Source organism: Mesorhizobium sp. dw_380 (assembly GCF_018588885.1).
Taxonomy (GTDB): Bacteria; Pseudomonadota; Alphaproteobacteria; order Rhizobiales; family Rhizobiaceae; genus Mesorhizobium.
The window spans coordinates 15907-39362 of the sequence record NZ_JAFFIW010000004.1; the positions used below are offsets into that span (position 1 = coordinate 15907).

At 62.8% G+C, this 23456-nt stretch carries 23 protein-coding genes and 1 riboswitch; of the genes, 21 read left to right on the top strand and 2 right to left on the bottom strand.

The genetic code is table 11. The features are described 5' to 3' along the window. The first annotated feature begins 48 nt into the window (after nt 1-48). The 21 genes from JT360_RS04925 to JT360_RS05025 all read left to right on the top strand — a co-directional run bounded on the left by JT360_RS04925 (nt 49) and on the right by JT360_RS05025 (nt 22052). Nucleotides 49-312, top strand: a complete 264-nt coding sequence (locus JT360_RS04925; RefSeq protein ID WP_214470436.1) for a hypothetical protein — start codon at nt 49-51, stop codon at nt 310-312. Nucleotides 313-539: 227 nt separating this feature from the next. Next, on the top strand, nt 540-1973 hold the full coding sequence (locus JT360_RS04930; protein ID WP_214470437.1) for a UbiA family prenyltransferase: 1434 nt from the start codon (nt 540-542) through the stop codon (nt 1971-1973). A gap of 2 nt (nt 1974-1975) precedes the next feature. Continuing rightward, the gene (locus JT360_RS04935) at nt 1976-3325 is read left to right on the top strand and encodes an FAD-binding oxidoreductase (protein WP_214470438.1); all 1350 of its coding nucleotides are present in this window, start codon (nt 1976-1978) and stop codon (nt 3323-3325) included. A gap of 124 nt (nt 3326-3449) precedes the next feature. Continuing rightward, on the top strand, nt 3450-3899 hold the full coding sequence (locus JT360_RS04940) for an EamA family transporter (RefSeq protein WP_214470439.1): 450 nt from the start codon (nt 3450-3452) through the stop codon (nt 3897-3899). Then, complete coding sequence (locus JT360_RS04945; RefSeq protein ID WP_214470440.1) at nt 3896-4903, top strand: NAD-dependent epimerase/dehydratase family protein; 1008 nt, start codon at nt 3896-3898, stop codon at nt 4901-4903. Before JT360_RS04940 ends, JT360_RS04945 begins: the two co-directional genes overlap by 4 nt. A gap of 62 nt (nt 4904-4965) precedes the next feature. Beyond that, nucleotides 4966-6438, top strand: coding sequence for an aspartate aminotransferase family protein (locus tag JT360_RS04950; RefSeq protein ID WP_214470441.1), 1473 nt, complete (start codon nt 4966-4968; stop codon nt 6436-6438). 23 nt (nt 6439-6461) lie between these two features. Further along, nucleotides 6462-7694 carry a glycosyltransferase 87 family protein gene (locus JT360_RS04955; protein ID WP_214470442.1) on the top strand — a complete coding sequence of 411 codons (1233 nt, stop codon included), beginning with the start codon at nt 6462-6464 and terminating at the stop codon, nt 7692-7694. Further along, entirely contained in the window at nt 7691-8449 is a 759-nt protein-coding gene (locus JT360_RS04960) for an FkbM family methyltransferase (RefSeq protein WP_214470443.1), read from the top strand. The genes JT360_RS04955 and JT360_RS04960 overlap by 4 nt, the downstream gene beginning before the upstream one ends. Before the next feature lie 96 nt (nt 8450-8545). Then, nucleotides 8546-8662, top strand: a riboswitch (TPP riboswitch). A gap of 104 nt (nt 8663-8766) precedes the next feature. Next, on the top strand, nt 8767-10611 hold the full coding sequence (gene thiC, locus JT360_RS04965; RefSeq protein ID WP_214470444.1) for a phosphomethylpyrimidine synthase ThiC: 1845 nt from the start codon (nt 8767-8769) through the stop codon (nt 10609-10611). 3 nt (nt 10612-10614) lie between these two features. Continuing rightward, nucleotides 10615-11592, top strand: a complete 978-nt coding sequence (gene thiO / locus JT360_RS04970; RefSeq protein ID WP_214470445.1) for a glycine oxidase ThiO — start codon at nt 10615-10617, stop codon at nt 11590-11592. Continuing rightward, nucleotides 11589-11786, top strand: a complete 198-nt coding sequence (gene thiS / locus JT360_RS04975; protein WP_214470446.1) for a sulfur carrier protein ThiS — start codon at nt 11589-11591, stop codon at nt 11784-11786. Before thiO ends, thiS begins: the two co-directional genes overlap by 4 nt. 2 nt (nt 11787-11788) lie before the next feature. Further along, nucleotides 11789-12562 carry a thiazole synthase gene (locus JT360_RS04980; RefSeq protein ID WP_214470447.1) on the top strand — a complete coding sequence of 258 codons (774 nt, stop codon included), beginning with the start codon at nt 11789-11791 and terminating at the stop codon, nt 12560-12562. Then, nucleotides 12559-13164 carry a thiamine phosphate synthase gene (locus tag JT360_RS04985; RefSeq protein WP_214470448.1) on the top strand — a complete coding sequence of 202 codons (606 nt, stop codon included), beginning with the start codon at nt 12559-12561 and terminating at the stop codon, nt 13162-13164. Before JT360_RS04980 ends, JT360_RS04985 begins: the two co-directional genes overlap by 4 nt. After that, nucleotides 13155-13913, top strand: coding sequence for a hydroxymethylpyrimidine/phosphomethylpyrimidine kinase (locus tag JT360_RS04990; RefSeq protein ID WP_214470449.1), 759 nt, complete (start codon nt 13155-13157; stop codon nt 13911-13913). The genes JT360_RS04985 and JT360_RS04990 overlap by 10 nt, the downstream gene beginning before the upstream one ends. Before the next feature lie 153 nt (nt 13914-14066). Beyond that, complete coding sequence (locus tag JT360_RS04995) at nt 14067-16628, top strand: GcvT family protein (protein WP_214470450.1); 2562 nt, start codon at nt 14067-14069, stop codon at nt 16626-16628. Between the two features lie 127 nt (nt 16629-16755). Then, a complete protein-coding gene (locus JT360_RS05000; RefSeq protein ID WP_214470451.1) occupies nt 16756-17916 on the top strand; it encodes a hypothetical protein in 1161 nt (386 codons plus the stop codon). 108 nt (nt 17917-18024) lie between these two features. Continuing rightward, complete coding sequence (locus JT360_RS05005; protein ID WP_214470452.1) at nt 18025-18873, top strand: DUF1194 domain-containing protein; 849 nt, start codon at nt 18025-18027, stop codon at nt 18871-18873. 87 nt (nt 18874-18960) lie between these two features. Continuing rightward, on the top strand, nt 18961-19299 hold the full coding sequence (locus JT360_RS05010) for a peptidase inhibitor family I36 protein (RefSeq protein WP_214470453.1): 339 nt from the start codon (nt 18961-18963) through the stop codon (nt 19297-19299). 128 nt (nt 19300-19427) lie between these two features. Next, entirely contained in the window at nt 19428-20378 is a 951-nt protein-coding gene (locus JT360_RS05015; RefSeq protein ID WP_214470454.1) for an ABC transporter substrate-binding protein, read from the top strand. 106 nt (nt 20379-20484) lie between these two features. Further along, complete coding sequence (locus JT360_RS05020; RefSeq protein WP_214470455.1) at nt 20485-21258, top strand: ABC transporter permease; 774 nt, start codon at nt 20485-20487, stop codon at nt 21256-21258. Further along, nucleotides 21255-22052 carry an ABC transporter ATP-binding protein gene (locus tag JT360_RS05025; RefSeq protein WP_214470456.1) on the top strand — a complete coding sequence of 266 codons (798 nt, stop codon included), beginning with the start codon at nt 21255-21257 and terminating at the stop codon, nt 22050-22052. Before JT360_RS05020 ends, JT360_RS05025 begins: the two co-directional genes overlap by 4 nt. 16 nt (nt 22053-22068) lie before the next feature. Here the strand turns inward: JT360_RS05025 and JT360_RS05030 are convergent, their stop codons facing one another. After that, entirely contained in the window at nt 22069-23007 is a 939-nt protein-coding gene (locus JT360_RS05030) for a GlxA family transcriptional regulator (RefSeq protein ID WP_250888640.1), read from the bottom strand. 314 nt (nt 23008-23321) lie between these two features. After that, complete coding sequence (locus JT360_RS33955; protein ID WP_013894968.1) at nt 23322-23456, bottom strand: hypothetical protein; 135 nt, start codon at nt 23454-23456, stop codon at nt 23322-23324.

Here is a 23456-nt window from a genome sequence, read left to right on the forward strand (position 1 = left end):
AATGCCTTGCGAAATGCAACAGAGGCGGTGGGAACACCGATACTGCAAATGTGGAAGTCTCTCGTCGCTGCCGTCGCCTTGCTCGCCGTGAGCGGCTCGGCCCATGCCGCGAGCGCGGTCAACAAGGACGCCGAGACCCGCACGCTGATCGTGACGGAAGGCGGCAGCAAAACCGACCTTGCGCTGGCCGGGGGTGAAACCGTTGAATTCTGCCAGAACGGCTGCTTCGTCACCTTGCCCAATGGCGACCTCGAGGCGCTGACAGGTTCGGAGACCGTCGAAATCTCCGGCGGCGTCGCCCGCATCAAGTAATCTCAGCGGCATGATTGGGAAAGGCCGGGCATTTGCTCGGCCTTTTATCGTTTCCGGTAGCGGTTGTTTAACAATGACGCCGGAAAAACCGCTACGGCACCCGCCTGCAACCGTACGTTTTAACGTTCGCTACGCCATACCCCGCTATACCGGCCTCAAGACGCCGGAACACGGCGCGCAACGAGATTCCGGTTCCCGGATCAAATGGCGACAGGGGCAGGACGTACATGGATGCGCGGTCGGACAGGAACGCAATACCGCTTGCGGTCGATCTCGACGGCACGCTGATCGCGACCGACCTGTTGTGGGAAGGGCTGTTCGTCCTGCTGAAGAGGAACCCGCTCTACATCTTCCTGGTGCCGTTCTGGGCCGCCGGCGGGCCGGCGCGGCTGAAGCAGGCGATCGCGCAGCGTATCGATATCGATCCCGCGTCGCTGCCCTACCGCGAGGCGTTGCTCAACCGCCTTCGTGCCGAACACGCCGAAGGCCGCAAGATCGTGCTGGCGACCGGCACGCCGCGTAAATTTGCCGACGCCATAGCTTGCCATCTCGGCATTTTCGACCGGGTGCTGGCGACCGATGATCTCAACAACCTCACCTCCGGCAAGAAGCGCGCCTCGCTGATTGCGACCTATGGCGATGGCGGCTTCGACTATGCCGGCAACAGCCGTCATGACCTCCAGGTCTTCGACGCCGCGCGCAATGCAATCGTCGTCGCGCCCGACCGTCATGCCGCGCGCTGGCAGGCCGCGCATGGCGCCGAAACGATGCCGGCGCCGAAGCCGTCCTTGCGGACCGTCGTCAAGATGCTGCGCGTCCACCAGTGGCTGAAGAACTCGCTGATTGCGGTGCCGATGGTGCTGTCGCACGAATATTTCAACAGCAACATGATCTGGCAGTGCCTGCTGGCGTTCATCTCGTTCAGCGCGGTGGCGTCGGCGATCTATATCCTCAACGATTTCTTCGATCTCGCGCTCGACCGCAAGCACGCCACCAAGCGCAACAGGCCGTTCGCGAGCGGCGCGCTGTCGATCCCGTTCGGCCTTGGCGCGATCTTCGTGCTGCTGGCGACCGGCATCGGTACCGGCCTGTTTTTGCCAATCGAATTCCTCGGTGTGCTCGGCGGCTATATGGTCGTCACCACGGCCTATTCGCTGTCGTTCAAACGCATGCTGCTGGTCGACGTGCTGACACTTGCCGGCCTCTACACGATCCGCGTGCTTGCCGGTGCGGCCGCGACCGGCGTCGACGTCTCGTTCTGGCTGCTCGCCTTCTCGATCTTCTTCTTCCTGTCGCTGGCGCTGGTGAAGCGCTTTGTCGAATTGCGCACCACGGCCATCCCGCCCGGCGAACGCATTGCCGGCCGCGGCTATCGCACCGAGGACCAGGAGATCGTCGCCCAGGCCGGCATGGCGTCCGCCTTCTCCTCGGCGCTGGTGCTGGCGCTCTACATGGACAGTGTCGCGGTGCGCGAACTCTATCCGCATCCGTGGCTGATCTGGCCGCTGCCGCCGATCGTGCTTTACCTCACCATGCGCGTCTGGATCCTGGCGCGCCGCGACGAGATGCATGACGACCCGGTCGTCTTCATCATCCGCGATTGGCGCAGCCAGATCGTGGTGCTGATCGGCGCTATCCTGCTGGTCATCGGGGGCTGGTAGGCATGGCCGAACGCTTCCGGAGCTTTGGCCTTGCCACGCCGCCTGCGGCCAGGGCGATCCACGCCGATGATGCTGTCGCTCTTCTAAAGAGCGGGCAGGCTAAGGACGGGTCGCTGCTGGCCTATGGCAACGGGCGTTCCTATGGCGATTCCTGCCAGAACCAGGCCGGCGCGGTCGTCGATATGCGAACCCTGAACCACATCCGCGCCTTCAACGCCGAGACCGGCGTTCTCGAAGCGGATGCGGGCGTGCTCTTGGCCGATATCATCGCCAACGCAGCACCCCACGGCTTCTTCCCGGCGGTGGTTCCGGGCACGCAGTTCGTGACGCTCGGCGGCGCCATCGCCAATGACGTACATGGCAAGAACCATCATCGGCGCGGCACCTTCGGCTGTCATGTTGAGAGCTTCACGCTGCTGCGGTCGGATGGAAAGACCTATCGTTGCTCGACTGCCGACAATCCGTGGCTGTTCCGGGCGACGATCGGCGGCATGGGGCTGACAGGGCTGATCCTGTCGGCATCGATCCGGCTGATGCGGGTCCACTCGCTCGACATTGTCGAAAAGACGACGCCGTTTCGCGACTTGGGCGAATTCTTCGACCTCGCCGCGGCGGCGGATCAGGCCAATGAATATGCGGTCGCCTGGATCGACCAGCTTGCCGGCGGCCGCAACAGCGGGCGCGGGCTGCTGTTTACCGGCAACCACGCCGAGCATGGCTCGCATGCGGCTTCGCGCGCCCGCGGCAGTCTTTCGGTGCCGCTCCAGCCGCCGTTCAATGTGCTCAACCGGCCGTTCCTGACCGCTTTCAATGCCGCCTACCGGTGGAAGAGGGGCCGGGCCACAGTGCCGCGCCAGACCGGCTATCAAGGCTTCTTCTTTCCGCTCGATGACGTGCGCGACTGGAACCGGCTTTATGGCCCCAATGGACTGTTCCAGCACCAGAGTGTCGTGCCGGAAGAGGCTGCGCGCATCGTTGTGCCTGACCTGCTCGCGGCGGCCCGGCGGGCCGGGCAGGGGTCCTTTCTCACAGTGCTGAAACGTTTCGGTTCGGTCCGCTCGCCGGCGCTGCTGTCGTTCCCGCGGCCAGGCTATACGCTGACGCTGGATTTCCCCAACAGGGGGGCGGCGACGCTTGCCCTGCTCGGCGAGCTCGACCGCATCACGATCGCGGCCGGCGGGGCGGTCAATCCTTACAAGGATGCGCGCATGGCTGCTGCAACCTTCGCCGCCTCCTTCCCTGACTGGCCGAGACTGGAGGCGCTGCGCGACCCTGCCTTCATGTCCGATTTCTGGGCGCGCACGGCCGGGAGCGTCGACCTGCGGCGGCGCGGCGCCGAGGCTGCCGAGTAGATAAAATTGGAATGAATCGTGGTTAGCGAATGATTAATCGCAAGGTTTACTCAAAATATTGTTGTGAGTTCACGAAATCTTTTCTGGTTTGTATTAGTTAAGATTACGGGGTGGGTGAGCAGGCATGAAATATATCGTCTTCATTCTCTTTACGGTCATGACCAATGCCGCAGCACAGCTGATGCTGAAGCAAGGCATGATGTCGCTTGGACCGATCTCGTTCGAGGGCGTCAATCCTCTGTTCAAGGTGCTGCAGATCGTCTTCAGCGCCTGGGTGTTCCTCGGCCTGTGCACCTTCGTCATCTCGATGGCCTCTCATCTCTATGTGCTGTCCAAGGTCGAGCTTTCCTTTGCCTATCCCTTCCTCAGCCTCGCCTATGTCGCTGTTGCCATCTTCGCCTATTTCGTCTTCCGCGAGGACCTCAACGGCTGGCGCATCGCCGGCATCGCCTGCATCTGCGTCGGCACGGTGCTGATCGCGCAGAGTGGTCGGGATTTGGGCGGGAGAGGACATGAGGACCAGACCGCTTCCATCACGCCCGCCAAGATCCAAGCAGACGAGATTGTTCGATGAGACATGTGATTTTCGGCGGTGACGGCTTCGTCGGCCGCCACCTTGCGCCCAAGCTCGTGGCCGATGGCGAAGAGGTTGTCGTCGCCGACATCGTCAAAAGCGACCTTGCGCACTACCGCAATGTCCGGTTCGTTCAATGCGATGTCACCGATGCTGCGTCGGTCACGGCGGTTGGGCTGAAGGCCGACGACATGGTCTACAATCTGTCGGCAAAGATGCTGTCGCCGATCCAGGTGCGCGCCAAGCGGCACGATTTCTTCTTTCCGGTCAACTTCCATGGCACCGAGCACATCATGCAGGCGATGGACAGGGCCGGCGCGCCCAGGCTCGTCCACTACACGACCGACATGATCTACGGTCACACGGTCACCCAGCCGATGACCGAGGAGCATCCTGTCGCGCCGCTCGGCGAATATGGCTGGTCGAAACAGAAGACCGAGGAACTGGCCGCGCAATGGCGCAAGCGCGGCATGTCGATCTCGCTGTTTCGCCCGCGGCTGATCATCGGGCCCGGGCGGCTCGGCATCCTCGAAAAACTGTTCAAGCTGATCGACTGGAGTTTTCCGGTGCCGATGATCGGGTCGGGCAGGAACCCCTACCAATTCATTTCTGTTTTCGATTGCGCGGAAGCTGCCCGCGCGGCCTGGAAAGCCGGCGTGCCAAACGAGGCCTACAATCTCGGCTCGCTCAATCCGCCGCCGGTGAAGAAGCTGCTCGGTGACCTGATCCGGCATGCCGGTTCGAAATCGATCCTGATCCCGACACCGGGCTGGGCGGTCAAGCGCACGCTCGACCTGCTCGATCTCATGAACATGCCGATCATGGACCCGGAGCAGTATCTGATCGCCGACGAGGAGTGCGTGCTCGACGTCTCCAAGGCCGAACGCCAGCTTGGCTGGGTGCCGCAATATCGCGACGAGGACATGCTGATCGCCGCCTACAGCGAATATCGCGCCAAGAAGGCGGGGCACGCCGTCGCCACCAAACATGTGCCCGCCGAATAGCTGGTTCGCCGAACAGTTTTATGGCGCACGACGCTCGTCGTCAGCGCGGACAGGAGATTGAAATGACCGTCATGGCCAAGCCCGAACAGACGAGCGCTCGCACCAGGGTGAGCGCGCCGGCGCTGTCGCCAGCCACCATCGCCAAGCCTGACCTGATCAGCGTCGAGCAGGCCAAGGGGATGGACGTTGCCCGCATGACCGACCTGTTCAAGGCGCATCTCAACCCCGGTCAGCTGCATTTCATGAAGCTGCTCGGCTTCCACAAGATCAAGATCGAGCGCGCCGAAGGCATGTTCTACATCGACCAGAACGGCCGCAAGATCCTCGATTTCTTCGGCGGTTTCGGGTCGCTGGCCTTTGGCCACAACCACCCACGCATTCTGGAGGCGCGGAAAAAATTCCAGGAAGAGAAGCGTCAGGAAATCGCCATCGCCTTCATGTCGCAATATGCGGCTGCATTGGCGCACAACCTCGCAAAATGTTCGCCTGGCGATCTCGATATGGTGTTTTTGGGCTCGTCCGGCTCGGAGGCGATGGAAGCGGCGGTGAAGCTCGCCGAGCGCGCCGCCGGCCCGAAGCGGCCGAAGATCGTCTATGCCGAGAATTCCTTTCACGGCAAGACCAAGGGCGTGTTGGGCATCACCGATGGCCAGCTCTACCGCGCCGACTTCAAGATGGCGGACAATACGGTGCGCATTCCCTTTGCCGATATCGAGGCGGTCGAGCGCCTGTTCCGTTCTGATCCGGAGGTCGGCGTCATCGTGCTCGAAACCATCCAGGGCGGCGGCGGCATCATCCAGGCGCCGGCCGACTACTGGCAGAAGCTGCGGGCGCTGTGCGACCAGTACGGCGTGCTGTGGGTCGCCGACGAAGTGCAGTGCGGTTATGGCCGCTCCGGCCGCTTCTATGCCTTCGAGCATTACGGCGTCGTTCCCGACGTGACGGCGCTGGCGAAGTCGCTCGGTGGCGGCAAGGCGGCGGTCGGCGCGATGATCGCCAGGCGCGAGGTCTACATGAAAGCCTATGGCACGCCAAAGACGGCGATGATCCATGCCATGGCGACCTTCGGCGGCATGGGCGAGGCCTGCGTCACCTCGATCGAGGCGCTCAACGTGCTCTATGACGAGGGCCTGATCGACAACGCCGCCGTCACCGGCGACTACCTGCTGCAGCGTCTGCAGGCGCTCAAGGAAAAATACCCCAAGATCATCAAGGATGTGCGCGGCAAAGGCTTTATGGTCGGGCTGGAGTTCCACGACTTCTCGCAGACCTTGCCGATGGTGCTGCGGCCTGTGGTCAGCGTGCTCGACGACAAGCTGAAGGGTTCGCTGTCCGGCTTCGTCGGTGCGCTGCTCCTGCGCGACTATGACGTGCTCGTCGCCTTCACCGAATACAACCGTAACGTCATCCGGCTCGAGCCGCCGCTGATCTGCCAGCGCGAGCATGTCGACCGTTTCGTCGATGCCTTCGACAGTCTGTTGTCGCGCGGCATCGTGGGAATCGTGAAGGATTTCGTCAAAAGCCAGGTCCGTTAAAACGGAAGTTCGCTGAGTAAACCATGCTGACCAAGTCGCCCGCTGCGCAAAACCCGCTCGACCGGCTCGCCGAGGCCGGCTTGGCGTGGGGCGAGGGGACTTATGCGCGGCTGGCCGCACCCATCGGCGCGGCGGCCTTCGCGCTCTACATCCTTTTGACGGCGTTCACGGCCTGGGTGATGCCCGAAGCCAATTGGGACATGCTGCCCTATCTCGCAATATCAGGGGAAAGCTCCTATCCCGATGCGCAGGCGCTGCACGATTATGCCTACAGCACCGTCAGATCGGGCGTGTCGGCCGGCGACTACAAGACGCTGACCGACGATGGCGGCGGCTTCCGCAGCCACATGACGGAGAATGCCGCCGACTTCCATTCACTGCTCGGCATGTACCGGATCAAGTTCCTCTATGCCGAGATCCTGTCGACGTTGAGCGCGGCGATGTCACCGGTCGAGGCGATGCGGCTGGTGCAGGTGTTTTCGGTGCTGCTGTTCGGCGGCATCACGCTGCTCTGGCTGCGCAGGGAAAAAGCATTGGCCATGGCGCCGGTGGTCGGCGCGGTGCTGATCATGGCCGATTTCGGCGATGCGGCGCGTGCTTCGACGCCGGATCTACTGACGTCGGCGCTGCTGCTCGGCGGGCTCTACGCCTATGTCCGCGGCCGCGAGGTGGCGACGGCGATCCTGCTCTTCCTCGCCTTCATGGTGCGGCCGGACAATATCGTGTTCCTTGCCATTTTCGCGATGCTGCTTGTTGCCTTCCGGCAGAAGGCATGGGGCGCGCTGGCCGGCTTTGCCGCGTCCCTCATCGCCTATTTCGCCATCTCGCACTGGGCCCATCATCCCGGCTGGTGGCCGCATCTGTGGTTTTCCAGCATCGAGCAGCACTACAATATGGACGGGTTCGAGCCGGCGTTCTCGGCCGCCGCCTATCTCAGGACCTTTGCGACTTCGCTGCTGCGAGCCGTCAACCTGAACAGCTGGGTCGGCGTTTCGGTGCTGGCGCTGGCCGGCTGGTTTGCGGCCGGCCGCGCCGGCTTCTGGCTTGATCGCCGTGCCGGCGTCCTGTTCGCCGCGCTGGTGCTTGGCGCGCTGGCGAAGTTCACCGTCTTTCCGATCCACGATACGCGCATCTATTTCCCGCATCTGATCCCGCCATTCCTGCTGCTGGCGACGCCGTTCATGGCGCTCTGGGCGGCCGTGGCTCGTGGCCAGCATCGCGCCGCCTTGCACGTCATATCAGGAGACAAGCCATGAGTTCGCTATCCGGCCTGACGCGCATCGCGCTGTCGCTTGGCCTTCCCTCAGGCCTGCTCGATCGCGGGCCATCGCTGCGCGGCACGAAATTCCTCGCCAGGGCAGCGCTGAAGGCGCGTTTCGGCGGGTCGGGGCGGCCTTTCCAGATGGTCAATGTCGGCGCTTGCGACGGCGCGCTGTTCGATGACGTCACGCCTTGGCTGCATAAGATTCCGCGCGCCCGCGCGATGCTGGTCGAGCCGATCCCGTACAATCAGAAGCGGCTGCGCGCCAACTATCCCGATACGGATCGCTTTGTCATCGAGCCCGTGGCGGTGACCAGGACCAAGGGCACAATCACCGTTCACACCTTCGATGCCGCGGCGCTCGAGGCCGGCACGCTGCCGATCGAGTTCATCGGCTGCTCATCGGTCACCGACACCAACCTGATGTCGGGCAAGAATGCCTGGGGCGAGGCCGACGCCAACTTCAACAAATTCGTGCCGCACCTCAGGGATATCGAGGTGCCGTCGGAAACGCTGCAGACATTGCTCGACCGCAACGGCATTGCCCATATCGACGCCTTCCTCGTCGATTGCGAGGGCGCCGACTGGATGGTGTTCGAGCAGCTCGACCTCGAGCGCTACCGCCCCGGCATGATCAAGGTCGAGGTCGGCGCGCTGCCGGCCCCGGAGATTGGTCAGGTTGTGGTCAAGCTGAAGACCGCGGGCTACCAGGTCGGCTTCCAGGCCGAGGACATCTGGGCCTTCGCCTAGGCTTCGCGGCCAACCTTCCGTTCACAACGGCAATCAGTCCCGATTGCCGCACGGCCAAATACGCTTGACAAGATAGCGACGGCCCGTTCAACTCCAAGAATTCACCAGGGGAGTCCCGGCAAGGGGCTGAGATACTGCTGGCTTTCGCGGCGCAGTGACCCGTTGAACCTGATCCAGTTCATACTGGCGTAGGGACGGTGCAAGCGCTTTGCGGGAGTCTATGCCCGAGGTCCTGTTTCGGCAGGTCGACAGAAGCGTCTTTTCATCCTTCCGGCACAGAACTGGGTCTCCAATGCAATGAGCAAAGGAGCCTCAAGATGAATGCCCTCACCCCCGCTGTTTCGACGGGACCACTGCCCGCCTCGCGGAAAATCCACAAGCCCGGTGCCATCCACCCGCAGATCAGGGTGCCGATGCGCGAAATCTCCGTCCATCCAACGGCCGGCGAGCCGCCCGTTATCGTCTACGATCCGTCCGGCCCCTATACCGACCCGACAGTCGAAACCAGCATTGAGAACGGCCTTGCACGGCTTCGCCATGAATGGATTATCGCGCGCGGCGATGTCGAAGCCTATGACGGTCGCCATGTCCAGCCGGAAGACAACGGATTCGCGGCGGGCGAGCGCCTGACACCGGAATTTCGGGTACGCAACCGACCGCTCAGGGCCAAGGCCGGCAAGGCGGTGACACAGCTCGCCTATGCGCGCGCCGGCATTATCACGCCTGAAATGGAGTTCGTCGCCATCCGCGAGAACCTTGGCCGCGAGATGCTGCGCGGCAAGCTTGAGCGCGACGGCGAAGCCTTCGGCGCGACGATTCCAGATTTCGTGACGCCGGAATTCGTGCGTGACGAGGTGGCTCGAGGGCGCGCAATCATTCCCGCCAACATCAATCATCCCGAGAGCGAGCCGATGATCATCGGCCGCAATTTCCTGGTCAAGATCAATGCCAATATCGGCAATTCGGCGGTCACATCGTCGATGGCCGAAGAGGTCGAAAAGATGGTCTGGGCGATCCGCTGGGGTGCCGATACGGTGATGGACCTGTCGACCGGCCGCAACATCCACAACATCCGCGATTGGATCGTCCGCAATGCGCCGATGCCGATCGGCACGGTGCCGCTCTACCAGGCGCTCGAAAAGGTCGGCGGCATCGCGGAGGACCTGACCTGGGAGGTCTACCGCGACACACTGATCGAACAGGCCGAACAGGGCGTCGACTATTTCACCATCCACGCCGGCGTGCGGCTGCACTACATCCCACTGACGGTCGACCGGGTCACGGGCATCGTCTCTCGCGGCGGGTCGATCATGGCCAAATGGTGCCTGCACCATCACCGGGAAAGCTTCCTCTACGAGCATTTCGCGGAGATCTGCGACATCTGCCGCGCCTATGACGTGTCCTTCTCGCTCGGCGATGGTCTTCGTCCGGGCTCCATCGCCGATGCCAACGACGCGGCGCAATTCGCCGAGCTGGAAACGCTCGGCGAGCTGACGCAGATCGCCTGGGCGAAGGATTGCCAGGTGATGATCGAGGGGCCCGGCCACGTGCCGATGCACAAGATCAAGGAGAACATGGACAAGCAGCTCGCTGTCTGTGGCGAGGCGCCGTTCTATACGCTTGGACCGCTGACGACCGACATTGCGCCGGGCTACGATCACATCACCTCCGGCATCGGCGCGGCGATGATCGGCTGGTTCGGCACCGCCATGCTCTGCTACGTCACGCCGAAGGAACATCTCGGCCTTCCCGATCGCAACGACGTCAAGACCGGCGTGATCACCTACAAGATCGCGGCCCATGCCGCCGACCTCGCGAAGGGGCATCCAGCGGCGAAAGTCAGGGATGATGCCCTTTCCCGGGCGCGCTTCGAGTTCCGCTGGGAGGACCAGTTCAACCTGTCGCTCGATCCCGAAACCGCGCGTTCCTTCCACGACCAGACCTTGCCCAAGGAGGCGCACAAGGTGGCGCATTTCTGCTCGATGTGCGGGCCGAAATTCTGCTCCATGCGCATTTCCCACGACATCCGCGCCGAGGCACAGAAGGAAGGCATGGCGGCGATGGCGGCGAAATATCGCGAAGGCGGCGATCTCTATGTGCCGGTCGAAACGCCCGGGGCGGAAGACCAGGCTTTGGCGCAGGACGACCAGGGGACGCGCTGAGCCATGCGCCGCGTCCTTGTCAAAGGCGCCGGTGTGGCAGGCCTCACCGTCGCCCATGAATTAGCCGCGCGGGGTGCGTCCGTCACGGTTGCTGAAATTCGGAGCCAGATGGGCGGCAACGCGTCATGGTCTGCAGGCGGCATGTTAGCGCCATGGTGCGAGCGCGAGAGCGCCGAGCAACCGGTACTGGATCTCGGACGCGGCGCCGCCGACTGGTGGGATGCCGTTCTGCCCGGCCAGGCGACGCGGGCGGGAACGCTCGTCGTCGCGCCGCCGCGCGATGTGGGCGAGCTCGACCGCTTCGCCAGCCGCACCTCGGGCCATCGCTGGCTGGGCGAGGAGGACATCGCAAAGCTGGAGCCCGACCTCGCCGGCCGCTTCAAGCGGGGCCTGTTCTTCTCTGGCGAAGCGCATCTCGACCCGCGCCGGGTGATGACGGCGCTTCATGACAAGCTCGTCGCGATGGGCGTCGACTTCCGTTTCGCAATCGACGGCCAAGGCCTTCCCGGTTTCGAATGCGAGGTCGACTGCCGGGGGATCGCGGCGGATGACGCGGCGCTGCGCGGCGTTCGCGGCGAGATGCTGATCCTGCGCACGCCGGATATCTCGCTGTCTCGCCCCGTCCGGCTGCTGCATCCGCGCTTTCCGCTCTACATCGTGCCGCGCGCCGATCACCATTTCATGGCCGGCGCGACGATGATCGAAAGCGATGAGGTCGGCCCGGTCACCGTCCGTTCCATGATGGAGCTGGCCGGCGCCGCCTGCGCGCTCCATCCGGCCTTTGGCGAGGCGGCAATCGTCGAAACGAGCGCCGGTGTCCGCCCAGCCTTTGCCGATAATTTGCCACGCATCGAAACGCTCGGAAACGGCGTCGCGATCAACGGGCTTTATCGCCATGGCTTCCTGCTTGCCCCTGCCATGGCGCGGCAGGCCGCTGACATCCTCTTCGATATCGACAAACGCGTAGGAGCTTGCGCATGAAACTGATCGTTAACGGAGAAGCCCTGGACAGCGTCGCCGCAACGCTGGCGGCCCTGCTTGCCGAGCTTGACTATGAAGGCGACTGGCTGGCGACGGCCGTCAATAGTGACCTCGTACACAAAGCCGAACGAGTGGAATTCCGATTGAACGACGGCGATCGGATCGAAATCCTTTCGCCCATGCAGGGAGGCTAGACATGTTCGATCTTCTCGGAGCGGCACTGCCTTCGCGCCTGTTTCTCGGCACCGCCCAGTATCCTTCGCCGGTCATCCTCGCCGATGCGGTCAAGACGTCGGGTGCCTCGGTGGTGACGGTCTCGCTGCGCCGTGAAATGGCCGGCGGCAGGGGCGGCGAGAAATTCTGGTCGCTGGTCAACTCGCTGGGCGTGAGGATCCTGCCCAACACCGCCGGCTGTCACTCCGTGAAGGAAGCCGTCACGACCGCGAAGATGGCGCGCGAGGTCTTCGGCACGTCGTGGATCAAGCTCGAAGTGATCGGCAACCATGACACGCTACAGCCGGACGTGTTCGGCCTGGTCGAAGCTGCCCGCATCCTGTGCGAAGACGGTTTTACAGTGTTCCCGTATACCACTGACGATCTCGTTGTCGCCGAGCGGCTGCTCGGCGCGGGCTGCAAGGTTCTGATGCCGTGGTGCGCGCCGATCGGCTCGGCTCTCGGGCCGGTCAACATCATGGCGCTGCGCTCGATGCGTGGGCATTTCCCCGACGTTCCATTGATTGTGGATGCCGGGCTTGGACGACCGTCGCACGCGGCAACCGTCATGGAACTCGGCTTTGATGCCGTGCTCCTCAACACGGCGGTGGCCAAGGCGGCCGATCCTGTCGGCATGGCGCGCGCTTTCAGCAAGGCAGTCGACGCCGGGCGGGAGGCCTTCGGTTCGGGATTGCTCGAGCCCCGCGATGTCGCCGTGCCATCGACGCCGACATTCGGCAGGGCGGTTCTTTCATGAAGCTCGATCCGTTCTACCTGATCGTCGACAGCGCCGCCTGGATCGAGCGGCTGGTGCCGCTTGGCGTCAGGCTGGTGCAGCTCCGCATCAAGGACATGGACGAGGACGGGCTGCGCGTGGAAATCCGCAAGGCAAAAGCCTTGTGCGCCCGGCACCATTGCCAGCTCATCGTCAATGATCATTGGCGCCTGGCGATCGAGGAGGGCTGCGACTTCGTTCATCTGGGTCAGGAGGATCTGCAAGCCGCCAACCTCCCTGAGATACGGGCGGCCGGCATCAGGCTCGGACTGAGCACCCACGATCATGCCGAGCTGGCGACGGCCATAGCCGCCGCGCCCGATTACCTTGCGCTAGGTCCCGTCTACCCAACCATCCTGAAGAAGATGAAATGGGCGCCGCAGGGGCTCGAAAGGCTCCGGGTTTGGAAGGGCATGGTCGCGCCCACTCCGCTGGTCGCCATCGGCGGCCTCAATCCCGAGCGGCTTGATGGCGTTTTTGAGGCTGGTGCCGACAGCGCTGCGGTGGTGACCGACATAACGCTGAACCCGGATCCCGAGGCGCGGGCCAGGGAATGGCTCGAAAAGACGAAGCGATGGCGCTGAGGCAAGACCCGCACGTACTTGTTGTTGGCGGATCGGATTCCAGCGGAGGCGCCGGGATTGCACGCGACATCGAGACGATCTCGTGCATAGGTCTGCGCACTTGCGTTGCCGTCACCGCGGTAACGGTGCAGACACATCAATCCGTTACGGCAATCCACCATATGCAGCCCAGCCTGGTTGCCGATCAGATGCGTGCGGCGCTGCGGGCCAATAAAGTATCGGCGATAAAGATCGGCATGCTTTCAGCGGGACGTGTCATCGCGGCGGTTGCCGCCGTGCTGCGCGAACATCCGCGGATACCGGCCGTCCTCGATCCAGTGCTGGCTTCCTCTTCAGGCAGGCAACTGCTGGAACCGGCTGCGATCGGGGTCTTGAAGCGGGATCTCATGCCGCTTTGCCGTCTTGTCACGCCGAATCTTGTCGAACTGGCGATCCTGACCGGGGCGGAATTGGCCGCGGACGACGAAGACGTGCTGCGGCAGGGAAGGCGATTGCTAGCGGCCGGGCCGCGAGCCGTGCTGCTCAAGGGCGGTCATGCAATAGGGGCAAGATCAATAGACATCCTGTTGAGTTCCGACCAGGAACCTGTTCGCTTCGACATGCCTCGCCTTGCCGGATCGATGCGCGGAACAGGCTGCATACTGGCCAGCGCGATCGCCGCGCATCTGGCCATGGCGAAGTCGCTTGAGGACAGCGTGCAGGGAGCCAAGCAGCGTGTCTTCGAGCAGCTCATGGAGGTTTCCACCTAACTCCGGCGCATAAGGAATTCTGATTGGTGGCACTTGGGAAGCGCGTTCTTTCGTCAGGGTCGCTCGGCTCTTTCGCAATGTCGCAAACAGGCTTCAATCTCCCTACCGCTCCGCCCTATAGTCCGCCCGCTTTTCACTTTGGAGTCGCGGGCAATGGCAGAGTTTCCGAAAAAGGCGAAGGTCGTCATCATTGGCCTCGGCGGTATTGTCGGCGCATCGATCGCCCATCACCTGATCGAGCGTGGCTGGGACGACATCGTCGGCATCGACAAGTCGGGCATCCCGACCGATATCGGCTCGACGGCGCACGCTTCCGACTTCTGTTACACGACCAGCCACGATTTCCTGTCCTGCTGGACGACGATTTATTCCATCGATTTCTACGAGAAGATGGGTCACTACGCGCGTATCGGTGGTCTCGAAGTGGCTCGCGTCGGTGACGACAGCCGCATGGACGAGATCAAGCGCAAGATCGCCTCGGCAAAGGCTTTTGGCACACGCGCGCGCCTGATCGAACCCGCCGAGATCAAGGAAAAATTCCCGCTCATCGAAGAAGGGATGGTGCAGGGCGGCCTCTGGGATCCCGATGCCGGCCTCGTCATTCCGCGTTCGCAGACGGTCGCCGGCAAACTGGTCGACCAGGCGGAAGCATCGGGGAAGCTAAAATCCTTCGCCAATACGCCGGCAAGGTCGCTCATCGTCAAGGACGGCCGCATCAGCGCCGTGGTGACCGACCGCGGCACGATCGAAGCCGACTATGTCATCGTCTGCGCCGGCATCTGGGGCCGGCTGATTGCCGAAATGGTCGGCGAAGACCTGCCGGTCATGCCGATCGACCATCCGCTGACCTTCTTCGGTCCCTACAACGAGTTCGCCGGCACCGGCAAGGAGATCGGCTGGCCGCTGCTGCGCGACCAGGGCAACTCGGCCTATATGCGCGACACCGGCGATCCCAAAACCGCCGAAGGCGGTCAGATCGAATGGGGCTATTACGAAGAGACCAATCCGCGTCTCTGCCATCCGCGCGACCTCTTGGAGAAGGATCAGGCGCGGCTGTCGCCGTCGCAGCGCGACCTCGACATGGAGCAGATCCTGGCGCCGCTCGAACGCGCCATGGAGCTGACGCCGATCCTGGGCGAACTCGGTTACAATGAAAGCCATTCCTTCAACGGCCTGCTGCAGGTGACGGCCGATGGCGGCCCGTCGATGGGCGAAAGCCAGAAGGTGCGGGGCCTCTGGTATGCCGTCGCCATCTGGGTCAAGGACGGCCCGGGCATGGGCAAGCTGATCGCCGACTGGATGACGGACGGCCGCACGGCGATCGACCACCATGCCATCGACTATGCGCGCTTCTATCCGCATCAGACCAAGGAACAGTTCATCTGGGATCGCTGCACCGAGACGGCGATGAAGGTCTATAATCCGGCGGTGCATCCGCGCGAGCCGTTCTCCAAGGCCCGCAATATTAGGCGCTCGCCCTTCTGGGAGCGTGAGAAGGAACTCGGCGGCTATTTCATGGAACTGGGCGGGTGGGAGCGCGCCCATGGCTATGCCGCCAACGAGCATCTCCTGGAGAAATACGGCAACCGCGTGCCGGTGCGCGAGAACGAATGGGACAACCGCCATTTCTGGCGTGTCTCCAATGCCGAGCATCTGGCGATGAGCGAGGATTGCGGCATCGTCAACCTGTCGCATTTCTCGATGTATGACGTCGAGGGACCAGACCATGTCGCGCTGCTGGAATGGCTGTGCGCGGCCAAGATCGGCGGCGACAACAATATCGGCAAAGGCATCTATACCCACTTCCTCGACGAGGAAGGCATGGTGCGCGCCGACTTCACCGTCATCCGCATGGCTGACCGCTGCCGGGTGATCGACGGCGCCGACGCCGGTCCGCGCGATTTCCAGTATATGCGCCGCACCGCGCAGGACAAAGGTTTCGATGTCACCATCACAGACGTGACCGAAAAATTCGTCACCATCGGCATTTGGGGGCCGAACGCGCGCGCAACCCTGCAGAAAGTGGTCGAGAACCCGGAGGCGCTTTCTCTTGAGAATTTCCCGTTCGCGGCGATCAAGCCGGTCAGGATCGGCGGCAAGGATGTCACCGCTTTCCGCATCTCCTATGTCGGCGAGCAGGGCTGGGAACTGCATATGCGCTACGAGGACGGCCTTGCCGTCTGGGACGCGCTGCGCTCGACTGGCGTGATGCCGTTCGGCGTCGAGACCTATGCCAATACGCGCCGGATGGAAAAGAGCCTGCGCCTGCAGAACGCCGACCTCCTGACCGAGTACAATCTGCTGGAAGCCGATCTCGCCCGTCCGAAGGTCAAGGAGAGCGATTTCTGCGGCAAGGCCAGGCATGTCGAATACCGCGCCCGCGAGCACCAGCCGGCGATGCTGTGCACGCTGGTGATGACCGAGAACACCGATTCCAAGGGGGTCGCGCGTTATCCGGTCGGCACGATGCCGGTGCTGGATCCCGCCACCGGCGAGACGCTGGTCGACGAACTCGGGCGCCGCTCCTTCACCACTTCGGTCGCCTATGGCCCGACCATCGGCAAGAACATCGCGCTCGCTTATCTGCCGTGGTCGCACGCGCAAGAAGGACGCAAGCTCAAGGTGGAATATTTCGGTGAGACCTATCCGGTCGAAGTGGCGGCAGTCGGCTATAAGCCGCTCTACGACCCGGAGAATCTGAAGCCGAGGAGCTGAGCGACAAGAAGAGTGACCCTGATACTTGTCCTGACGCCCTGAAGCGCAAGAGATACTTTGACAATTTTGCGCAACTCGTAAAACTTGCGTGTCGAAGGTGCGTCGCGCAAGCATGGGGCAGGCCCTGATGGTCGAGATCAGCAGACGTCAGAGTCTGGCCGCCGGAGCTGCAGCACTTGGTGCTATTTTGGTGCCGCGCATCGCATCCGCGACGGCGAGGGTCGTTGCCGCGGAGGTCAATTTTTCAAGCCTTGCCGGGTCGACCGACGACGTCAAGCTCGCCAATTTTTGCACGACCTACAAAACCGCGGCGTATAAACCAACACTCGTGCTTGATGAGCTGCGGGCGTATGACTTCTCCAATCAGCAGCTGGTGTACAGCGGTTTCGCGATGGTCGGGGCCGACCGCCGCGCCGTCGACCAGGGGCGTACCCCATCCGTCCTGCCGCAAATTGTGAATATCAACCAGCCTTCGCCGCGGGGCTGGCTGACATTGCCGAACGGTGAGATCTTCGGCCTGTATCTCAGCGGCCTCTCGTTCAATGCCAATGCAACGTCGCGGCTGTTCCATCCGAACGACAACTGTGTGATCTGGACGTCAACCTTTCGGGACATCTCATGGCAGAATGGACCGAGCCTGTTCGGCTCGTCCACCGTCAAGCAACCTATGACAGCCTGCGTCATGGACGGCTTTTGGAATGTCAACAATGTCACCGAACAAGCGTTCTGCCTTGCAGGTTCGGACTGCCGTTTCGTGCCGTCAACCCTGTTCCTTGATTCACCGCCGTCGATGCTAGCCGCGAGCGGATTTCTGATGCAGACTGCATCGCAGTCGAAGACGACAATCGCCAATTTCTACGTCACCGCAGACGGACATTCGGCGCTGGTGATAGACGGCGAGCAATCGATGCTGCGCATTCGCGACTGCGAGTTCGAAGGTCGTAATGCGGCGCAGCCCTGCTTTGGCGCGCTGATTGTCGCGCTAGGCGGCTACACACAACTCGCAAATTCGTGGATATCCTTCGGCATGTCCAACCCGACAGGCAATGGGCGCAGCGATGGCGGGCTGATCTCCGTCACCGGGGGCACTTTCGAAGTGCTGAATTGTCATACCCGACGGGCGGACGGCGTTCCTGAAGCGTCGCCGTTTGTCTATGCCAGCGGCGCTGACACCAAGGTCATCGTCAGAAATATCGTCGGTGAGGGCTATAGCGGCAAACCGGTGGTGCGCGCGATCGACGGGGCGGTGGCCGATGTCGATGCGTCGGTCCAGTTGGTTACAGTCTGATGCGCTGAAGCAGGCCAGCCTGCCGCCGAGTCGTGAGCGGCGCGGTAACGAACCGGCAGTGTCGGCTTTTTCCTTTGTCAGCGGCCGATTCTCGCTTACCCTGGCGGCATGTCTGCTTTGTCCTTTGCAAGACATCTCCTTTCCGGCTGCGCCGCGTTGGCACTGGTGCTCTGGCTGGCGCGAGGATCCCTCGCGGATGAGTCCGTCGATGTCGAGCTGGTGCTGGCGGTCGATGTTTCGCTGTCGATGTCGGCGGACGAGCTCGAGATCCAGCGTCATGGTTACGCGGCGGCGCTGACGCATGACAATGTGCTGCAGGCGATCGCCGATGGCGCCTATGGCAAGATCGCCGTCACCTATGTCGAGTGGGCCGGCACCAGCTGGCAACGCGTCATCGTGCCCTGGACGGTGATTGCAACCCGAGCCGATGCGGAGCGGGTGGTCGCGCAAATGTCGGCGCGTCCGCCCGACAGCGCGCGGCGCACCTCGATCTCCGGCGCGCTGGAGTTCGGCAGCGACCTTTTCGCCGAAAGCGGCTACCGGGGGACCAAGCGCGTCATCGACATTTCGGGCGACGGGCCCAACAACCAGGGTCCGCCGGTCGATCTCACCCGCGACGGGGTGGTCCGGCAAGGCATCATCATCAACGGCCTGCCGCTGATGACCCGAGGCGGGTTTTCCGGCGCCTACGACGTCAACGATCTCGACCGCTACTACAGTGACTGTGTCATCGGAGGGCCGGGAGCCTTCATGATCCCGGTCAACGACTGGACGCAATTTCCCGAAGCCGTCCGCCGCAAGCTGGTGCTCGAGCTTGCCGGTCCGGCCTCGCCGCAATGGGCGGCGGAGGAGGCGGATCATCCGCCGGTGGTGCTGGCGCAGGACAAGCCCGCCACCGACTGTCAGGTCGGCGAGAAGATGTGGCGCAACCGGAGCTGGATGCTGGACAGCCGCTAAGTGTAGGCTGCCGGCCAGAGCATTGGCAAACTGGCCGGACCGGGTTATCCAGCCGGTGGGGGCGCGGTCGAACCGAGGAAATACCAGATGAAACGCGTTGCCATCCTGACTGCTGTCGCGTCCATGCTTTTCGCTGACGCCGCCAGTGCCCAATATGATGACCAGCCCGCCTGCGTTATGTTCGAGCACGTGAATTTTCGCGGGCGGTCGATCGAAATGGGCCCCGACGATTCGGTGAATTTTCGCGGCGGCCAGTTTTGGAACGACCGTGTGTCGTCAGTATTCGTGCGCCGAGGCTGCACCCTCGTTGCCTATGAGCATACGAACATGAGGGGCGAATCGATCGAGATCAGGCGCCGCGCCCGCGAGTTGGGCGGCGACTGGAACGACCGCATCTCATCTGCCGAATGCTATTGCGACAACTGACGGGGCAAAGGCTCGGCCCTGCCGAGCTTCGACGACAAGACGACCCCTGGCGAAACACGTTCCTGTTGATTGACAAGCTCATTGGTGTCTGTGAACAATTTCCCCTACAAAACAAAAGGGGAACTAACATGAACAGGACAATTACATTCGCTGGGGCATTGGCGCTTGCCGCCGGTCTGTCGGCTCCGGCGATGGCGGCCACCTCTGTCACCATCGGCATCAGCGGCTGGACCGGCTTCGCGCCGCTGACGCTTGCCAAGCAGGCAGGCCTCTTCGAGAAACACGGCCTCGACGTAACGTTGAAGAAGGTGCCACAAGCCAGCCGTCCGCTCGCCATCGCCAGCGGCGACCTGCAATGCGCCGCAACCACGGTCGAAACCTGGCTGGTGTGGAACGCCAGCGGGGTGACCACCAAGCAGATATTCCAGCTCGACAAATCCTATGGCGCGGACGGCATCGTGGTGCGCAACGACATCAAGACCGTCGCCGATCTCAAGGGCAAGACCGTCGCCTCCTCGGCGCCGGGCACGTCGCCCTACTTCCTGCTGGCATGGGTGCTGAACAAGAACGGCATGTCGACCAAGGACGTGACGGTCGTCAATCTGGAGCCGGACGCCGCGGCGCAGGCCTTCCTTGCCGGCCAGAACGATGCGGCGGTCACCTATGAGCCGTTCATCTCGGCGGTGCGCGACAAGGCCGACCAGGGCCATATACTGGCGACCACGCTCGATTATCCGATGGTTCTCGACACGGTCGGCTGCACGCCCGAATTCCTCAAGGCCAACCCGGATGCCGCCAAGGCGCTCGCCGACAGCTATTTCGATGCGCTCGACCTGATCAAGAAGGATCCGCAGAAGTCCTACGAGACGATGGGTGCCGACGTGAAGCAGTCGGCCAAGGAATTCGAGGATTCGGCCAAATACCTGAAATGGGCTGACAAGGCCGGGAACAAGCAGTTCTTCACCAAGGAGTTCCAGGATTTTTCCAAGACAGCCGGCGAACTGCTGCTGCAGATGGGGCTGATCAAGGAAGCACCCGATCTCGCCACGCTGGCCGACACAAGCGCGGTGTCGAACTGATCGTCCGGCTTTGGCCATCATGCGATGGCGCGTTGCGCCGTCGCGTTCTCCTGGACAAAGCACGAATTGAGCATGGGGACGATTTGAAGATGCGGACGATGTGAATATGCGCCCCTTGCATCCGCTTTCGCCGGGGCTGCGAACCGTGCTCGGCATTTCTTTCTTCGTGCTGTTCATTCTCTTCTGGGCCTGGATTACGCTTGGCGGCCACGTCAACCGCATCTTTCTCGCCGACCCGCTGTCGATGCTGCGTGACGGCTGGCGGCTGCTGGTCGAGGACCGTTTCTGGCTCGACATATTGATCACCATCTGGCGCGTCTTCGGCGGCTTTGTGCTGGCCTCGGTCGTTGCCGTGCCGCTCGGCATCGCCATGGGTGCCTGGAAGCCGGTGGAAGCGTTCCTGGAACCCTTCGTCTCCTTCGCCCGCTATCTGCCGGCTTCGGCTTTCATCCCGCTGCTCATCCTGTGGGCCGGCATTGGCGAGCTGGAAAAACTGCTGGTCATCTTCGTCGGCTCGGTGTTCCAGATCATCCTGATCATCGCCGTCAAGGTCGGTTCGACGCGGCGCGACCTGGTCGAGGCCGCCTATACGCTGGGCTCGACGAACAACAGCATCGTCAAGCGGGTGATCATGCCGGCCAATGCGCCGGAGATCGCCGAGACGCTGCGGCTGGTTCTCGGCTGGGCCTGGACCTATGTCATCGTCGCCGAACTGATAGGCTCATCCTCCGGCATCGGTTACATGATCATCAACAGCCAGTCGCGGCTGGCGACCGGACAGATCATCTTCGGCATCATCGTCATCGGGCTGATCGGGCTGTTGTCCGACTTCGCCTTCAAGGCGTTCAACCGCTGGCTCTTTCCGTGGAGCCTGGCGTGAGCAAGCTTCTCATCGAGGGCGTCTCGCGCACCTTTGCCGGCGTACGCGGCGGACAGCCGGTCAGGGCGCTGATGCCGATCGACATGGCAGTCGCCGCCAATGATTTCATCACGATTCTGGGGCCGTCCGGCTGCGGAAAATCGACGCTGCTCCGGATCGTCGCCGGCCTGGAGGCGCCAAGCGAAGGCCGCGTGCTGCTCGACGGCAAGGCGGTGACGCGGCCGGGGCCGGACCGCGGCATGGTGTTCCAATCCTACACGCTGTTCCCGTGGCTGACGGTGGCCGAAAACATCGCCTTCGGCCTGCGCGAACGCGGGATGGCGCAAAAGGAGCGGGAAGGGATCGTTGCTTCCTATGTCGATCTCGTCGGATTGAAGGGCTTCGAAAACCATTGGCCAAAACAACTGTCAGGCGGCATGCAGCAGCGCACGGCGATCGCCCGGGCGCTGGCCAACGATCCGGAGATCCTGTTGCTGGATGAGCCGTTCGGCGCCCTCGACAACCAGACGCGCGGGCTGATGCAGGAACTGCTTCTCGGCATCTGGGAACGGCGCAAGAAGACGGTGCTGTTCGTCACGCACGATATCGAGGAGGCGATCTTCATGGCCTCACGGGTGATCGTGATGACGGCGCGGCCCGGCCGCATCAAATCGGATGTCGCCATCGACCTGCCGCATCCGCGCCACTACACGCTGAAAACCAGTGCGGAATTTTCGGCGCTCAAGGCGCGCCTGACCGAAGACATCCGTATCGAGGCGATGCGGACGGCGGAGGCGCAGCCGGCCACGGCTTGATCCGCGGAATTGCGGATCAAGCCGCAAGCAGCTGCTTGCGGTCGACACGCTCCTGCTGCGGCGAGCGGGCATAGAGCTCGCGATAGCATTTCGAGAAATGCGAGGCCGAGACGAAGCCGCAGGCGACAGCCACCTCGACCACCGGCATTGACGACTGGATCAGCAGATGCCTCGCACGATCGAGCCGGATTTCCAGATAGTAGCGGGCGGGCGACCGCCCCATCTCCGTGCGGAACAGGCGCTCGATCTGGCGGCGCGAGAGGTCGACATGGTCTGCGATCTCGATCAGCGACAGCGGCTCGGAGAGATTTGCCTCCATCAGCTCGATGATGGTCAGCACTTTCGAGTTCTGCACGCCGAGGCGGGCGCGCAGCGGCAGGCGCTGGCGGTCGGTCGGGCTGCGCACGCGGTCGGTCAGCACCTGCTCGCAGACCCGGTTGACGAGGCTCTCGTCGAAATCATCGCCGATCAGCTTCAGCATCATGTCGAGCGCTGCGGTTCCGCCGGCGCAGGTGTAGATGTTCTGGTCGATCTCGAAGAGGTCGGCAAAGACATTGGCCTTCGGAAATGCCTCGGAAAAGCCCGGCAGGTTTTCCCAATGGATGGCGCAGCGCTTGTTCGACAGCAGGCCGGCGGCGGCGAGGATGTGCGCGCCGGTGCAGAGCCCGCCGACCGCGACGCCGCGATTGTACTCTTCGCGCAGCCAGGCGAAGGCCGACTTGTTCTGGTAGCGCTCGACGTTGATACCGCTGCAGACGATGGCCATGTTGGGCCGTTCAGGGCCCGCCATCTTCTTGCGTTCCTCCTCGAGCGAGGTGTTGACTGCGCATTCGACGCCGTTCGAGGCGCGCACCGGCTTGCCGTCGATGCTGGCGAGGCGCCAGCGATAGGCCTCGTAGCCGAGCATGCGATTGGCTGAGCGCAGGGGGTCGAGCGCGGTCGCAAAAGCGATCATGGTGAAATCAGGGATAAGGAAGAACACAAACGATCGCTTGATCGGATGCTTGACGGCGTTCACGGGAACCTCATCTGGCCATGACGCGAACAGGATGTCGCGAATAGCATAGCGACATCAGGAAAAACCATGCCTGTCAATTGGCTACGCTGCCGCGATGAGATTAAATTTGCGACATGGGTCGCAAATGGGCAATGCGATCGATGAACACGCCGGAGCGCGTGGCGACGGAACAAAAACGCCGCCTCGGCCAAGCCGGGCGGCGCTACAGTGGTGAGAGCAGCGGCAGGGATGCGCTGCGCCCCGAAAGATCTTCAGGCGACGAAGCCGAGGCGCGCCGCGGCCATGGCGCCGGTCTGGCCGGGCATGGTGTTGGCAAGACGCTGACGCTCGAGAGCGGTGGTGAGGTTCATTTCGCGACGGGCGAAAAGGCGGGCAAAAAGCTTCAT

Excerpts from the sequence above, each read along its gene's own strand:
- JT360_RS04990 (WP_214470449.1), top strand. The coding sequence starts at position 13,155 with ATGGCGCTGAGGCAAGACCCGCACGTACTTGTTGTTGGCGGATCGGAT.
- JT360_RS04960 (WP_214470443.1), top strand. The coding sequence starts at position 7,691 with ATGAGTTCGCTATCCGGCCTGACGCGCATCGCGCTGTCGCTTGGCCTT.
- JT360_RS05000 (WP_214470451.1), top strand. The coding sequence starts at position 16,756 with ATGGTCGAGATCAGCAGACGTCAGAGTCTGGCCGCCGGAGCTGCAGCA.
- thiS (WP_214470446.1), top strand. The coding sequence starts at position 11,589 with ATGAAACTGATCGTTAACGGAGAAGCCCTGGACAGCGTCGCCGCAACG.
- JT360_RS04925 (WP_214470436.1), top strand. The coding sequence starts at position 49 with ATGTGGAAGTCTCTCGTCGCTGCCGTCGCCTTGCTCGCCGTGAGCGGC.
- JT360_RS05030 (WP_250888640.1), bottom strand. The coding sequence starts at position 23,007 with ATGATCGCTTTTGCGACCGCGCTCGACCCCCTGCGCTCAGCCAATCGC.
- JT360_RS05015 (WP_214470454.1), top strand. The coding sequence starts at position 19,428 with ATGAACAGGACAATTACATTCGCTGGGGCATTGGCGCTTGCCGCCGGT.
- JT360_RS04930 (WP_214470437.1), top strand. The coding sequence starts at position 540 with ATGGATGCGCGGTCGGACAGGAACGCAATACCGCTTGCGGTCGATCTC.
- JT360_RS05010 (WP_214470453.1), top strand. The coding sequence starts at position 18,961 with ATGAAACGCGTTGCCATCCTGACTGCTGTCGCGTCCATGCTTTTCGCT.
- JT360_RS04945 (WP_214470440.1), top strand. The coding sequence starts at position 3,896 with ATGAGACATGTGATTTTCGGCGGTGACGGCTTCGTCGGCCGCCACCTT.
- JT360_RS04935 (WP_214470438.1), top strand. The coding sequence starts at position 1,976 with ATGGCCGAACGCTTCCGGAGCTTTGGCCTTGCCACGCCGCCTGCGGCC.
- JT360_RS04950 (WP_214470441.1), top strand. The coding sequence starts at position 4,966 with ATGACCGTCATGGCCAAGCCCGAACAGACGAGCGCTCGCACCAGGGTG.
- thiC (WP_214470444.1), top strand. The coding sequence starts at position 8,767 with ATGAATGCCCTCACCCCCGCTGTTTCGACGGGACCACTGCCCGCCTCG.
- JT360_RS33955 (WP_013894968.1), bottom strand. The coding sequence starts at position 23,456 with ATGAAGCTTTTTGCCCGCCTTTTCGCCCGTCGCGAAATGAACCTCACC.
- thiO (WP_214470445.1), top strand. The coding sequence starts at position 10,615 with ATGCGCCGCGTCCTTGTCAAAGGCGCCGGTGTGGCAGGCCTCACCGTC.
- JT360_RS05005 (WP_214470452.1), top strand. The coding sequence starts at position 18,025 with ATGTCTGCTTTGTCCTTTGCAAGACATCTCCTTTCCGGCTGCGCCGCG.
- JT360_RS04995 (WP_214470450.1), top strand. The coding sequence starts at position 14,067 with ATGGCAGAGTTTCCGAAAAAGGCGAAGGTCGTCATCATTGGCCTCGGC.
- JT360_RS04985 (WP_214470448.1), top strand. The coding sequence starts at position 12,559 with ATGAAGCTCGATCCGTTCTACCTGATCGTCGACAGCGCCGCCTGGATC.
- JT360_RS04955 (WP_214470442.1), top strand. The coding sequence starts at position 6,462 with ATGCTGACCAAGTCGCCCGCTGCGCAAAACCCGCTCGACCGGCTCGCC.
- JT360_RS04980 (WP_214470447.1), top strand. The coding sequence starts at position 11,789 with ATGTTCGATCTTCTCGGAGCGGCACTGCCTTCGCGCCTGTTTCTCGGC.
- JT360_RS04940 (WP_214470439.1), top strand. The coding sequence starts at position 3,450 with ATGAAATATATCGTCTTCATTCTCTTTACGGTCATGACCAATGCCGCA.
- JT360_RS05020 (WP_214470455.1), top strand. The coding sequence starts at position 20,485 with ATGCGCCCCTTGCATCCGCTTTCGCCGGGGCTGCGAACCGTGCTCGGC.